This is a genomic window from Micromonospora sp. KC606 (genome assembly GCF_004348675.1).
GTDB lineage: Bacteria > Actinomycetota > Actinomycetes > Mycobacteriales > Micromonosporaceae > Micromonospora.
In genome coordinates, this window is record NZ_SMKN01000149.1 from 1 (window position 1) to 14127 (window position 14127).

A 14127-nucleotide genomic window follows, 5' to 3' on the forward strand; every position below is an offset into this window, starting at 1 on the left:
GCGGTGCGCGGTGGCGGGCTCCCACGGGCACCTTCGCTCAGCGGCCGATGCAGTTTTTCACAGAGGGCTTCCGACCCTAGCTACCGTTCAGTAACGTCCGGCGGCACCGGAGCAGCGACCGGTGCCGGACCGTCGATCGCCGACACCGGCGTTCGGTCGCACCGGCGCCCACGATGCGACAGCCCGCGCCCGGCGTGCGGGTGCGGACGAACGGGAGGCACCGTGCAGGACATCCTCGAAGCGATCATGACGGCGGAGGGCTCGGCCCGACCGGAGCGGGAACTCGCCGGCCTCGCCGACCTGCCCGTGCCCGACAGCTACCGGGGCATGGTGGTCCGCGCCGACGAGACCCGGATGTTCGACGGGGTGGCCACCCGGGACAAGGACCCGCGCAAGGCGCTGCACCTGCAGGAGGTGCCCACCCCGGAGCTCGGCCCGGGCGAGGCGCTGGTCGCGGTGATGGCCAGCGCGATCAACTACAACACGGTCTGGACCAGCATCTTCGAGCCACTGCCGACCTTCAGGTTCCTCCAGCGCTACGGCCGGCTCTCCGAGCTGACCCGCCGGCACGACCAGCCGTACCACGTGGTCGGCTCCGACGCCGCCGGCGTGGTGCTGCGCACCGGACCCGGCGTGACCAAATGGAAGGCCGGCGACGAGGTCGTCGCGCACTGCCTCTCCGTGGAGCTGGAGGACGCGGCCGGTCACGACGACACCATGCTCGACCCGCAGCAGCGGATCTGGGGTTTCGAGACCAACTTCGGCGGCCTCGCCGAGCTGGCCGTGGTCAAGGCCAACCAGCTGATGCCGAAGCCGCGCCACCTCAGCTGGGAGGAGGCGGCCAGCCCCGGCCTGGTGAACTCCACCGCGTACCGGCAGCTCGTCAGCCACCACGGCGCGAACATGAAGCAGGGCGACGTGGTGCTGATCTGGGGCGCCTCCGGCGGGCTGGGCAGCTACGCCACCCAGATGGCGCTCAACGGTGGCGCGATCCCGGTCTGCGTCGTCTCCTCACCGGAGAAGGCCGAGCTGTGCCGATCCATGGGCGCGGAGCTGGTCATCGACCGGTCCGCCGAGGGCTACCGGTTCTGGTCCGACGAGCACACCCAGGACCAGGACGAGTGGCGCCGGTTCGGCGAGCGAATCCGGGAGCTGACCGACGGCGAGGACCCGGACATCGTCTTCGAGCACCCCGGCCGGGAGACCTTCGGCGCCAGCGTCTTCGTGGCCAAGAAGGGCGGCACCATCGTCACGTGCGCCTCCACCAGCGGCTTCCAGCACCAGTACGACAACCGCTACCTGTGGATGCACCTCAAGCGGATCATCGGCAGCCACTTCGCCAACTACCGGGAGGCGTGGGAAGCCAACCGCCTCGTCGCGCTCGGGAAGATCCACCCCACGGTGTCGAGGACCTACCCGCTGGAGCAGACCGGGCAGGCGGCGTACGAGGTGCACCGCAACGCGCACCAGGGCAAGGTCGGCGTGCGCTGCCTGGCCCCGGGCGACGGGCTCGGCGTCCGGGACCCGGAAACCCGGGCCCGGCACGAGAGCGCGATCAACCGGTTCCGCGGCCACTGAGCCGTCCGGGTGACACCGGGCCACCCATTGCGGCGAGTGGGCCATTGCCTTTCCACCGCCGCCCGGACGCCCATTCGAGTGAGAGTGGACAAAGGGCTGTGGGCGCTCGGCCCACGGCCCTTTCCGCTCACCTTGCGTGACGTCGGGCCCGCCCCGGGAGCTGCCAAGATCGTCATTTGACCGCGTCCGCGCGCGCGTCACCGAGGACCCGGTAATGAGGACACGAAAGCCCGGCACCGCTCTTGCGAACGCCCCCGGGCAGTCTGCGAGTATGTCCCAATGCCCCAGCAGCAGTCCTCCCCTCTCGCGTTCTTCGATAACGCGAACTCGCAGCCAGATTTCACCGTCGGCCTGCGCGGATACAACACACACCAGGTCGACGACTTCATCGGCCGGATGACCGCGGCGCTGACCCAGTCGGAGCAGGCCCGGGCCGAGGCCGAGCAGCGGATGAACGACGCCCAGCGCCGCCTGCGTCAGGCCGAGCAGCGGCAGAGCGCGCTCGAACAGAAGATCGTCGAGACCAACAAGCAGCTCGAGGAGAACAGCCGACCCACCCTGTCGGGTCTGGGCACCCGGGTCGAGCAGATCCTCCGGCTGGCCGAGGAACAGGCCAACGACCACCGGGCCGAGGCCAAGCGGGAGTCGGAGGGCATCCTCTCCGCCGCCCGCCTGGAGGCGCGGGAGATCACCGACAAGGCGCGTGCCGAAGCGGCGGCCATGAAGGCCAGCGCCGAGCGGGAGGCCGGCAACGTCCGCACCACCGCCGAGCGGGAGGCCGCCGAGGTTCGGGTGCAGGCCCGCCGCGAGGCCGACACGCTCCGCGCCGACGCCGAGCGCGAGACCAAGCAGCTCCGTACGGTCACCGCGCACGAGGTCGCCGAGCTGAAGTCCACGGTCGAGCGCGAGGTGGCCACACTGCGCGCCACCGCGGAGCGGGAAATCACCCAGCAGCGGGCCAAGGCCGCCCGCGAGGCCGAGGAGAAGCGGGCCGAGGCGACCAAGCTGCTCACCGACGCCCGCGACAAGCGGGACAAGGACCTCCAGGCGTTGGAGCTGCAGCTCGCCGAGCGCCGGGAGAAGGCCGAACGCGAGGAGTCGGAGCGGCACGCCGCCCAGGTCGCACAGACCCAGAAGCTGGTCAGTGAGGCCGAGCAGCGCGCCCGCGCCGCCCAGGAGCGGGCCAAGGAGATCGAGCAGCGCGCCGAGGCCCGCCGGGTCGAGTCCGAGCGCACCGCCAACGAGACCGTCGACAAGGCCAAGGCACTGGCCGAGAAGACCCTCAACGAGGCCAAGGCCGAGGCCAAGCGACTGCTCACCGAGGCGCGGACCGAGGCGGACCTGACCACGCAGGCGGCCCGCCGTGAGGTCGAGGACCTCACCCGCCAGAAGGACGCCGTCACCTCCCAGCTCGGCCAGATGCTCTCGGGTCTCGCCGGCATCGTCCCGGGCGTGCCGGCGCAGCAGCAGAGCACCGCGCCGGCCAAGGCGGAGCCGGCCAAGGCCGACGCCGCGCAGCGGGCGACCACGGAGACCACCAACTGACCCACCGCACCGTCGGGGCATGAGTGACACGGCGCCGACCTGCCGGAACAGCAGTGAAGTAGGTCCCAACAGGGGCGTCCGTATCGCCCCAGCAGGCCCGGATGCGTGTGAGGATGGGGGCATGTCGCACGGCGAGGAACTGTTCGCTCTCGGCGGGGACGTGACCACGGAGCCCAGCTTCGAGTCCGCCCTGCGGGGGTACGAGAAACGACAGGTCGACCGGTACGTCGCTCGGGCGGAGCACGAGATCGCGACTCTGACGGGCGAGCGGGAACAGGCGTACACGCAGATCCACAAGCTGGCCGGCCAGGTCGAGCACCTCCAGCGGGACCTGGCCCAGCTGCGCAAGCAGGCCACCATGGTGGACCGGGCGTCCTTCAAGCACCTCGGCCCCCGCGTCGAGCAGATCCTCGCCCTCGCCGAGGAGCAGGCCGACGCCATCCTGGCCGCCGCCAACGAGGAGATCGACGCCCGCCGTGCCGCCGCCAGGCACATCGTCGACGAGGCCCGCGAACAGGCCGCCCAGGCGCTCAAGGACTTCGAGATCGCGCTGGCCGCCCGGCGCGCGGAGGAGGAGCGGCACACCGCCGCCCGCCGGGCCGAGGCGAACGCCGCCGTGAAGGCCGCCAAGGAGGACGCCGCCCGGCTCCGGGCGAGCGCCGAGGAGGAGTCCACCCGCCTGCGCACGGAGGCCGAGGCGGAGTCCACCCGACTGCGCACAGAAGCCGAGGCGGAGTCCACCCGGCTGCGCACAGAAGCCGAGGCGGAGTCCACCCGGCTGCGCACGGAGGCCGAGGCGGAGTCCACCCGGCTGCGCACGGCCACGCAGGAGGCTCTGGCCAAGGCCCAGCGGGAGGCCACCCAACTGCGGGACACCGCCAAGGAGATCCACAGCCGGGCCCAGCAGGAGGCCACCAGGCTGCGCGCCGCCGCCCAGGAGGCGCTGGCCCGAGCGCAACAGGAGGCGACGCAGCTCCGCGACGCCGCCAAGGAGGTGCACGCCAAGGCGCAGCAGGAGGCCAAGCGGCTCACCGACTCGGCGGCCGAGGCCGGGCGGGCCAGCCACGCCAAGGCACTCCAGGAAGCCAAGCAGATCGTCGACGACGCCGAGGAGGCCGCGAAGGGCACCCGAGGTCGGGCCCGGCAGGAGGCTCACCGGCTCACCACGGAGGCCACCGAGGCGGCCAGGCGCAGCCGCGCCGAGACCGAGGCGTACGTGACCCGGATGCGCACCGAGACCGAGGCGTACGTCCAGCAGACCCGGGCCCAGACGCAGCAGGAGCTGGGGGCCTGGCGGGCCGGGGTGGAGAATGAGGTCAACGCCCGGCGGGAGGCCGCCGACCGGGAGTTGGCCCAGCGCCGCGCCTCCGCCGAGCAGGAGTACGCCAAGCGTCGCGACGAGCTGGAGAAGCGGTACCAGGGCAAGCTGGACGAGCAGGAGCAGCAGCATCAGGCCCGGCAGGACGAGCTGGAACGGGAGTGGACGGCCCGGCGCGACGAGATCGAGCGCGAGGCGGTGGAGCTGCGCCGGGCGGCCGAGGCCGACGCGCTCACCATGCGCCGACGGGCGGAGGAGGAGGCCGCCACGCTGCTCCAGCGGGCCGAGCAGGAGGCCGCCGACAAGCGCCGCACGGCCGACGAGCATGTGGCCGCCTCCCGCCGGCAGTTCGAGGAGTACGCCGCCACCACGCAGCAGCATCTGGCCACCACCCAGCAGCACCTCGCCGCGACCCAGCAGGAGGCGGCGGCGAGCCGCCAGCAGCTCGCCCAGGTGATGCTGGAGATCGCCCAGGCTCAGCAGCAGCTCGCCGACCTACGGCAGGAGACCTGGCAGGCGCGGCAGGAGTCCGACGAGGTCCAGCGGCAGCTCACCGAGTTCAAGCTGCGCAGGTTGGCCGCCACCCCGTTGGACGGCCCCTCGTCGGCCCCGGACGGCACCGCACCGACGCCGGACGGTACGACGCCTGGTACGGCCGACGCGAAGCCCAGTGCCGGCCCGGCAGCGGACGGGGCGTTGAAGGCAAAGCCGGTCGCCGACGCACCGGCAAACGGGGCGAAACCAAAGGCCGAGCCGATGACCACCGTGGACGGTGGCACCGCCAACACCGGCGTCGACGGCGAGCCGACCATCGCGGCGGTACCGGGAACGGGCGGCCGAAAGCCCACCCCGACGAAGATCACCAGCACGGGGGAGAACGGCAAGCGGCCGACCAAGCCGACCACCGACGAGCGCAGCGCCAAGCCGAGCAAGGTCACCGTCGAGTCGGAGTGACGTAACCGTCCGCTTACGGTGGGTGCGCCCAGGTGGCCGGGCCACTCCGGTCACCACTACCCTGCCGGGCAGGGGCCCGCTGGTACGGGCCCGCAGCGGCAGCTTCCGGCCGTGGCGGCCGAAGCGGGACCCGGGAGGTCCGGTGGAACACGACGGACCGGCGCGTGCCGGTGCCGGGGACGAGCCGACGCGACAGCATCCCCGGCGGGCTCCAGACCCCGAACGGGCCGGTGCCGCCGACCCGGCCGCCCGGCACGACACCGGCACGACCGGTGCTCCGGACGAAACCAGCACCGCCGAATGGCCGGGCGGCACCGCCGCCGGGGGGCCGGGGATGAGTGGCGTGCCTCCGGCGCGACCTGTCGCCCCCGGCGCAGGCTGCGCCGACGTCGACCCGACGGAATTCGCGGTGCCCGGCCCGGTGGCCATCGGCTCGGGCCGGTTCGGTCAACCCGGGCGGCCGTTGCGCCGCAGCAGTTTCCTCGTCGGCTTCACCGGAGCGCTCGGCGTGCTGCTGGCGTACACGGTCTGGCTGGGGGTGCGTAACGCCGGCGGCATCCTCGTGCTGGTGGTGATCGCGCTCTTCCTCGCCGTCGGGCTCAACCCGGCGGTGCTCCGGCTGCGCTCGTGGGGGCTGCGGCACGGCCTGGCCGTCGCGGTGGTCGTCCTCACGCTGTTGCTGGTGGTCGCCGCCGGCTTGGTGGCGCTCGTCCCACCGGTGGTCACCCAGACCGGGGAGTTCATCACCCAACTGCCCAGCTACGTCGAGGAGCTGCGCCGCAATCCCACGGTCAACGACCTGGTGGAGCGGTACCACGTGATGGAGCGGGTCCAGGAGCTGGCCAACGCGGACACCGTGGGCCGGGCCCTCGGCGGGGTGCTCGGCGGCGCCCAACTGATCTTCGGCACCCTGTTCCGGGGGCTGACCGTGCTGGTGCTGACCATATACTTCCTGGCCTACTTCGACCGGCTGCGCGCCCTCGGGTACGCGCTGGTCCCCCGGTCCCGGCGGCAGCGGATACGCCTGATCGGTGACGAGATCCTCACCAAGGTCGGGGCGTACATGGTGGGCGCGTTGAGCATCGCGGTGCTGGCCGGCGCGACGAGCTTCGTCTTCGCGTTGATCGTCGGGCTGCCGTACCCGTTCGCGCTGGCGGTGGTGGTGGCGGTGACCGACCTTATCCCGCAGATCGGGGCCACCCTGGGCGCGGTGGTGGTGAGCCTGGTGGCGTTCGCCACCGGGCTGCCCGAGGGAATCGCGACGCTGGTCTTCTTCCTGCTCTACCAGCAGGTGGAGAACTACCTCATCTATCCCAAGATCATGCGGCGATCGGTCCAGGTCAACGAGGTGGCCGCGCTGCTCGCGGCACTGCTCGGGGTGGCCCTGATCGGGGTGGTCGGCGCGCTGATCGCCATCCCGACGGTGGCCGCCCTCCAGCTCATCCTGCGCGAGGTGGTGCTGCCCCGGCAGGAACGGCGGTGACGGTCAGTCGCGCTGCGGGCCGGGCACCGGGGTGTCGGCGAAGGACGCGACGGTGCGGTCGGCGTACGCGCTGACGTCGCCGGTCTCCATCGGGCCGTCCCAGGTGGTCGGCAACGGCAGCGGCACCGCCGGGTTGACCCGCCGGACGATCTCGTCCAGCACCGTCTCGGCGTCGCCCACCCAGAGGTGCTTCGCGCCGGGCACCCCGACCACCTCGGCCTGCGGAATCGCGGCGAACCGCTGCCCGGCCTCGGCGGGGCGCAGGTAGTCGTCGAACTCGGGCACCAGCGCGGTGAGCGGCTTGCTCGAATCCGCCCAGACGGCGAGGTCCTCCGGCTGCGCGAAGCGCAACGGCGGGGAGAGCAGGATCGCCCCGGCCACCGCCGGGTCGCAGCCGTACCTCAGCGCCAGGTCGGTGCCGAACGACCAGCCGACCAGCCAGATGCCCGGCAGTTCGTGGAACTCGGCGTACTCGATCGCGGCGTGCACGTCGAAGCGCTCGCCGACGGCGGCGTCGAAGGCGCCTTCGCTGGTGCCACGGACGCTGCTGGTGCCCCGGGTGTTGAAGCGGAGCACCGCCAGGTCGGCCAGGGCGGGCAGCCGCCAGGCGGCCTTGCGGAAGACGTGGCTGTCCATCATCCCGCCGTGTGTGGGCAGCGGGTGCAGGCAGACCAGGGTCGCCACCGGCGCACGGTCGGCCGGTCGGGCCAGCTCACCGACCAGCCGCAGGCCGTCGGCGGTGTGCAGTTCGATGTCCTCCCGGTGGCCGGGGAGGATCGACGACGCGCGGATCGGGGTGCTCACCGCTCCAGTCTGGCCCGAAGCCGGTCGGGCCGCTCGCCCGGGCGGAAACGGGGTGACCGAGATCGCTCAGCCGTACCTCGGGGCGCCGTGCCCGCGCAGCAGGTTCGGGCCGCGCCGGTCCCGGGCCCGCCAGCAGCCGCTGTGCCAGTGCCGCCGGTCGGTCAGGTCGCCCGCCCCGTCAGCCGGCCAGGCAACCAGGTGCGCCACCCCGGGGCGAATCTCCTGGTCACAGCCGGGGCAGCGGTACGTCTTGCCGGAGGCGCCGCCGCTGACTCCGCGTACCTGCCAGTCGCCGTCGCGCCACTGCTGCACCGTGGGCACGCCCTGGCGTACCCGGTCGGAGTCCAGGTGGGCGGTGTCGTCCCGGCGGGGACGGTTGCGACGGGGGCTCACGGTTTCCCAGCGTACGGTCCGACCGGCGGGACGGCCCATCCGCCGGCTGAGGTCGCCCCCTCCCCGGGCCCCGGGGCGACCAGGGTCAGCGACGGGTGTGGTCGCGGAAACCGCGACCGGTCTTGCGGCCCAGGTAGCCGGCGGTCACCAGGTGCTCCAGCAGTGGGGCGGGGGCGAAGCCGGGCTCGCGCAGCTCCAGGTACAGCTCGCGCTGGATGGCCAGCGAGACGTCCAGGCCGACGACGTCGAGCAGCTCGAACGGGCCCATCGGGTAGCCGCAGCCGAGCTTCATGGCGTGGTCGATGTCCTCGGCGGTGGAGTAGTTGGCCTCCAGCATCTTCACCGCGTCGTTCAGGTACGGGAAGAGCAGCGCGTTGACGATGAAACCCGACCGGTCACCGCAGACCACGCCGGTCTTGCCGATCGCCGCGCAGACCGCCCGGGCGGTGGCGGTGGTCTCCGGCGAGGTGCGGATGGTCCGCACCACCTCGACCAGCGGCATGATCGGCGCCGGGTTGAAGAAGTGCAGGCCCACCACGTCCGCCGGGCGCTGGGTGGCCATCGCCACGTCGATCACCGGCAGCGACGAGGTGGTGGTGGCGAGCACGACGCCGGGCTTGCAGATCTCGTCGAGGCTGGCGAAGAGCGCCTTCTTGACGCTCAGCTCCTCGACCACCGCCTCGACCACCAGATCGACGTCGGCCAGGTGGTCCAGCGTCGCGGACCAGGTGATCCGGCCCAGGGCCTCGTCCCGGTCGGCCTCGCTGAGCTTGCCCCGTACCACGCCCTTGTTGAGCGAGGTCTTGACCGCCTCGAAGACCTTGGCGGACTTCTCCGCGCCCCGGGTCACCGAGACGACCTCGTAGCCGGCCTTGGCGAAGACCTCGATGATGCCGGTGGCCATCGTCCCGGAGCCGACGATGCCGATCCTGCTCCCGGCTGCGGGGCTCGCAAGCTCACTCCTCGCGTTCCCGGTGCCGATCCTGGTCCCGGCTGCGGGGCTCGCAAGCTCACTCCTCGCGTTCCCGGTGCCGACCTTGGCGATCTCGCGCGGGCCGTCGGTGAGCGCCGGATCCGTCGTCACCGGCGTCTGCTCGTCGGGTACGACCACCGGGGAGCCCGGCCGCTCGTAGGTGTAGAAGCCCCGGCCGGACTTGCGGCCGAGCAGCCCGGCGGTGACCATCTGCTTGATCAGCGGCACCGGGGCGTGCCGGCGGTCCCGGCCGCCGCGCCGGTACATCGTGTCCAGGATCTCGTACGCGGTGTCCAGGCCGATCAGGTCCATGAGCGCGAGCGGGCCCATCGGCAGGCCACAGCCGAGCTTCATCGCGGCGTCGATGTCCTCGCGGGTGGCGTACCGCGACTCGAACATGCTCACGGCGTGGTTGAGGTAGCCGAAGAGCAACGCGTTGGCGATGAAGCCCGCCCGGTCGCTGATGGTGACGTCGACCTTGCCGAGCCGCTCGCAGAGCGCCTCCACGTCGGCCACCACCTCGGCGGAGGTGACCACGGTGCGTACCACCTCGACCAGCTTCATCACCGGAGCCGGGTTGAAGAAGTGGATGCCGATGACCTGATGGGGTCGGGTCGTCGCGACCGAGATCTCGGTGACGCTCAGCGATGAGGTGTTGGTGGCCAGGATCGCCTCGGGCTTGCAGACCCGGTCCAGCTCGGCGAAGATCCGCTGCTTGAGGTCCAGGTGCTCGGGGACCGCCTCGATGACCAGGTCGACCGCGTGCAGGGCGCCCAGCCCGACCTGGAAGTTCACCCGGGACAGCAGGGCGTCCCGGTCGGCCTCGGCGAGCTTGCCCCTGGCGACCGCCCGGTCGGTGGAGCCGGTGAGGGTGGCTCGGCCCCGCTCCAGCGCGGCCTCGGAGATCTCCACCGCGACGACGTCGACGCCGTTGCGGGCGAACACCTCCACGATGCCGGCACCCATGGTGCCCAGACCCACCACACCCACACTGGAGAACTCGCGCGCCACGACCGGCCTCCCCTGGTTCGACTCCGCCGCCTGCCACATTGAACGGCCGCTAAGGTTATGCGCCGGAGTCTGCCACGTGGCGATGCGATGTCGAGACGCCGTGGGATATTTCTCGCAGCGCCACCGCCCCGGCTCGGGACAGCCACCGGGCGGCGCGAGCAGCTCGCTCGAACTCCGCCGTCAGGGCACGGCGTCCACCCCGACGGTGGACGACACCGGCCCGGGTTCGGCCGGCCAGGCGTCGGTGGGGCCGGTTGCCAGGTCGCTCACCGGCATGGGCAGGGTCGGCCGGCTGCTGCGGCGCACCGCCTTGCCGCCCGTGGCGAACCGCAGCCCGACCGGGTCGGTGACCGCCAGCCCGGGGTCGAAGAAGCGCAGTGCGGTACGGCCGAGCCGGACGATGTCGCCGTCGGAGAGCAGCTCCGTGCCGGTGATCCGCCGGTCGTTGAGCCACGTCCCGTTGGTCGAGCCGAGGTCGACCAGGACCGCCCCGGCGTCGGTCAGCCGCACCTCGGCGTGCCGCCGGCTCAGGTGCGGGTCGGCCACCGCGACGTCGACCTCGGGCCCCCGGCCGATCACCTGAGGTCGTGAGCCCAGCCGGAAGCTCGCCCCGCGCATCGGGCCGCCCACCACCGTCAACAGCGGCGCCAGTTCGTCCATGGACACTCAGCTCCCCACCTGCCTCGTCCCGGGCACAGCCTGCCATCCGCGGCCACCGATCCCCAACCCCCGGGCGGCTGTCTCCGTGACCCCTGCCGGACACCTCGGGTTGGCTGATCCGTCGCCTGGCCGATTGCGCCACCGGAACCATCCTCGCCGCCTGCGGCCCCGGGGCGGACACCGGCCCCTACCAGCGGGTAGCTTGCGGGTCTAGACTTCCACCATGACGGCTGTGCATGTCCCGGGCATCCCGGTCATCGAGGACGGTCGACTGATTTCGACGAGTCCCGCCACCGGCGAGGAGGCCGGCCGGTTCCCCGTCGCCACCCCCGACGACGTCGCCCGGGCGGTCGGCCGTGCCCGCGCCGCCGGCGACTGGTGGGCCGGGCTCGGCTTCACGGGGCGGCGCGAGCGGCTGTTGCGCTGGCGCGGCCTGATCGCCCGGCGGATCGAGGAGCTGGCGCGGCTGATGCACGTCGAGGGTGGCAAGCCGCTGCCCGACGCCGTGGTCGAGATCCTCACCGCGATCGAGCACATCGACTGGGCCGCCCGCAACGCCCGCCGGGTGCTGGGGCCCCGCCGGGTGCGCTCGCGGCTGATCCTCGCCGAGTTCACCGGTCACCTGGAATACCAGCCGTACGGTGTGGTCGGTGTGATCGGCCCGTGGAACTATCCCGTCCTCACCCCGATCGGCTCCACCGGGTACGCCCTGGCCGCCGGCAACGCGGTGGTGTTCAAGCCCAGCGAGTACACCCCGGCCGTCGGGCAGTGGCTGGTCGACAGCTTCGCCGAGGTGGTACCCGAGCAGCCGGTCCTCACCACCGTGCACGGCCTCGGCGACGTCGGCGCGGCGCTGTGCCGCGCGGGCGTGGGCAAGCTCGCTTTCACCGGCTCCACCGCGACCGCGAAGAAGGTGATGGCCGCCTGCGCCGAGTCGTTGACCCCGGTGCTGCTGGAGGCCGGCGGCAAGGACGCGATGATCGTCGACACGGACGCCGACCTGGACGCCGCCGCGGAGGCGTGCGTCTGGGGCGGGCTGACCAACGCCGGGCAGACGTGCATCGGCATCGAACGGGTCTACGCGGTCGAGCCGGTCTTCGACGCCTTCGTCGACAAGGTGGTCGCCCGTGCCGAACGGTTGACGGTGGGTGCCGAGGGGGCGGACATCGGCCCGATCACCATGCCGAACCAGCTCGACGTGATCCGCCGGCACATCGACGACGCGCTGGCCGCCGGCGGCCGGGCCGTCCTGGGCGGGGCGGACGCGGTGCGGCCGCCGTACGTGCACCCGACGGTGCTGGTGGACGTGCCCGAGTCGTCGGCGGCCGTCCGCGAGGAGACCTTCGGTCCCACCCTGACCATCAACCGGGTGCCCGACGCCGACGAGGCCGTCCGCCGGGCCAACGCCCTGCCGTACGGCCTCGGGGGTGCGGTCTTCGGCCGCAAGCGCGCGGTGGCGATCGCCCGGCGGCTGCGTTCGGGCATGGCCTCGATCAACTCCACGCTCACCTTCGCCGGGATGTCGACCCTGCCGTTCGGCGGGGTGGGCGACTCCGGTTTCGGGCGGATCCACGGCGAGGACGGCCTGCGGGAGTTCGGCCGGGCCAAGTCGATCACCCGCCGCCGGGCCCGGTCGCTGCTGCCGTCGACGACCTTCGAGCGGACGTCGGCCGACGTCGCCCGCCTGGTGAAGGCGGCCAAGCTGATGTACGGCCGCCGCTGACCGACGCGACGCCGCCCGGCTCCGTGGGCCCAGCCGGCGCGCTGACCGCCGAGGTCCGGCCGGCGCGGTGACCGCCGAGGTCCGGCCGGCGCGCTGACCGCCGGGTCAGAAGAGGGTCAGCTCGTCGCGCTCGATGCCACGCAGCTTGTCGTAGTTGACCACCACGCAGCGGATCCCCCGGTCGGTGGCGAGCACCCGGGCCTGCGGCTTGATCTCCTGGGCGGCGAAGACCCCGGTGACCGGGGCGAGCAGCGGATCACGGTTCATCAGTTCGAGGTAGCGGGTGAGCTGCTCCACGCCGTCGATCTCGCCGCGCCGCTTCACCTCGACCGCGACAGCGCCGGAGTTGGCGTCCCGGCAGAGCAGGTCGACCGGGCCGATGGCGGTCATGTACTCGCGGCGGACCAGCGTGAAACCCTCGCCGAGGGTCTCCGGGTTGGCCGCCAGCAACTCCTGCAGGTGCGCCTCCACGCCGTCCTTGCGCAGCCCCGGATCGACGCCCAGCTCGTAGGAGGTGTCCTGGAAGACCTCCTCCAGTGTGATCCGCAGCTCCTCGCCGGACTTGTTGACCACCCGCCAGACGCCGGGGGCCTCTTCCAACCGGCACGGCGGGCTCATCCAGTTCAACGGCTTGTACGCCCGGTCGTCCGCGTGGATGGAGACCGAGCCGTCCGCCTTGACCATCAGCAGTCGGGTGGCCGGCGGCAGGTGTGCCGAGAGCCGTCCGACGTAGTCCACTGAGCACTTCGCAATCACCAGCCGCACCCGACGAGGGTAGCCGAGGACCGGCCTGCCGCCACCGAGCGGCACTGGCGTGCCGGTGCGATCCTGAGACGGTGTTCGAAGTTCTCACCGGCACCGGGCTCGCCGCATCGGCGGGCCTGAACGCCTACATCCCCCTGCTCACCATGGGGTTGCTGGCCCGCTACACCGACCTGGTCGACCTGCCCGGCGGCTGGCAGTGGCTGGGCGACGGTTGGGTCCTGGCGATCCTGGCCGCGCTGCTCGCTGTCGAGGTCGTCGCCGACAAGGTGCCGGTGGTCGACCACGTCAACGACGTCATCCAGACGGTGGTCCGCCCGACCGCCGGCGGCCTGGCCTTCGGGGCCGGCGCCAGCTCCGAGACGGTGACGGTCAGCGACCCCGGCGGCTTCTTCTCGTCGAACCAGTGGGTGCCCGTGGTGGCCGGCGTGGTGATCGCGCTCGCCGTGCACCTGCTCAAGTCGGCCGCCCGACCGGTCGTCAACGCCACCACCGCCGGGGTCGGCGCACCGGTGGCGAGCACCGCCGAGGACGCGACCAGTGTCGTCATGTCCCTGGTGGCGATCATCCTGCCGGTGCTTGTGCTGGTGTTCCTCGTCGGCCTGGTGGTCTTCCTCTTCTGGTTCCTGCGTCGCCGGGCCGACCGCCGCCGCGAACGCGAGGCGGCCCGCGCGGCCGGCTTCCGCGTCTGACCCACCCCACTCCGCAGCTCGGCCGCACCCTGCGGGTGGGCGTTCGGGGCGGTGGCGGATACGCCGCTGGCCGGCACCCCGCGCGGGGTGCCGGCCAGCGTGCTGTGTGGGTCAGCTGTTCCAGTGCTCGGCGACGAGGTCGGCGGCCTGCTGCTCCCACTGGGCGTAGTGGTCCGGGTAGGCCGAGACCTGCACGGTCTGCGCGGCCCGGGTCAGCGGCATGTCCTGCCA

11 protein-coding genes are annotated in these 14127 nt (G+C 72.4%); 6 read left to right on the forward strand and 5 right to left on the reverse strand.

Features of this window, described 5'->3' with window-relative positions; translation table 11 throughout:
- The first annotated feature begins 222 nt into the window (after positions 1–222).
- From ccrA to E1193_RS22855, 4 genes are all read left to right on the forward strand, one after another.
- Positions 223–1578, forward strand: a complete 1356-nt coding sequence (gene ccrA / locus E1193_RS22840; RefSeq protein WP_132185236.1) for a crotonyl-CoA carboxylase/reductase — start codon at positions 223–225, stop codon at positions 1576–1578.
- 279 nt (positions 1579–1857) lie between these two features.
- On the forward strand, positions 1858–3123 hold the full coding sequence (locus tag E1193_RS22845) for a DivIVA domain-containing protein (RefSeq protein ID WP_132185237.1): 1266 nt from the start codon (positions 1858–1860) through the stop codon (positions 3121–3123).
- A gap of 121 nt (positions 3124–3244) precedes the next feature.
- Positions 3245–5395 carry a hypothetical protein gene (locus E1193_RS22850; protein WP_132185238.1) on the forward strand — a complete coding sequence of 717 codons (2151 nt, stop codon included), beginning with the start codon at positions 3245–3247 and terminating at the stop codon, positions 5393–5395.
- Positions 5396–5537: 142 nt separating this feature from the next.
- On the forward strand, positions 5538–6878 hold the full coding sequence (locus E1193_RS22855; RefSeq protein ID WP_243707833.1) for an AI-2E family transporter: 1341 nt from the start codon (positions 5538–5540) through the stop codon (positions 6876–6878).
- Positions 6879–6881: 3 nt separating this feature from the next.
- Here E1193_RS22855 and E1193_RS22860 read toward each other — a convergent pair whose 3' ends face one another.
- The 4 genes from E1193_RS22860 to E1193_RS22875 all read right to left on the reverse strand — a co-directional run bounded on the left by E1193_RS22860 (position 6882) and on the right by E1193_RS22875 (position 10719).
- The gene (locus tag E1193_RS22860) at positions 6882–7682 is read right to left on the reverse strand and encodes an alpha/beta hydrolase (protein ID WP_132185239.1); all 801 of its coding nucleotides are present in this window, start codon (positions 7680–7682) and stop codon (positions 6882–6884) included.
- Positions 7683–7748: 66 nt separating this feature from the next.
- A complete protein-coding gene (locus tag E1193_RS22865; RefSeq protein ID WP_207922814.1) occupies positions 7749–8075 on the reverse strand; it encodes a hypothetical protein in 327 nt (108 codons plus the stop codon).
- Positions 8076–8160: 85 nt separating this feature from the next.
- Positions 8161–10059, reverse strand: a complete 1899-nt coding sequence (locus tag E1193_RS22870) for a 3-hydroxybutyryl-CoA dehydrogenase (RefSeq protein WP_132185240.1) — start codon at positions 10057–10059, stop codon at positions 8161–8163.
- Between the two features lie 180 nt (positions 10060–10239).
- Positions 10240–10719, reverse strand: coding sequence for an FHA domain-containing protein (locus E1193_RS22875; protein WP_132185241.1), 480 nt, complete (start codon positions 10717–10719; stop codon positions 10240–10242).
- A 223-nt stretch (positions 10720–10942) separates the two neighbouring features.
- Here E1193_RS22875 and E1193_RS22880 point away from each other — a divergent pair, with 223 nt between their 5' ends.
- Positions 10943–12442 carry an aldehyde dehydrogenase family protein gene (locus E1193_RS22880; RefSeq protein ID WP_132185242.1) on the forward strand — a complete coding sequence of 500 codons (1500 nt, stop codon included), beginning with the start codon at positions 10943–10945 and terminating at the stop codon, positions 12440–12442.
- 105 nt (positions 12443–12547) lie between these two features.
- Here E1193_RS22880 and nucS read toward each other — a convergent pair whose 3' ends face one another.
- On the reverse strand, positions 12548–13207 hold the full coding sequence (nucS, locus tag E1193_RS22885; RefSeq protein WP_132185243.1) for an endonuclease NucS: 660 nt from the start codon (positions 13205–13207) through the stop codon (positions 12548–12550).
- 71 nt (positions 13208–13278) lie between these two features.
- Between nucS and E1193_RS22890 the strand changes: the two genes are divergently transcribed.
- Positions 13279–13896: a DUF4126 domain-containing protein gene (locus tag E1193_RS22890; RefSeq protein WP_132185244.1), complete on the forward strand. Its 618-nt coding sequence runs from the start codon at positions 13279–13281 to the stop codon at positions 13894–13896.
- The last annotated feature ends 231 nt before the right edge of the window (positions 13897–14127 follow it).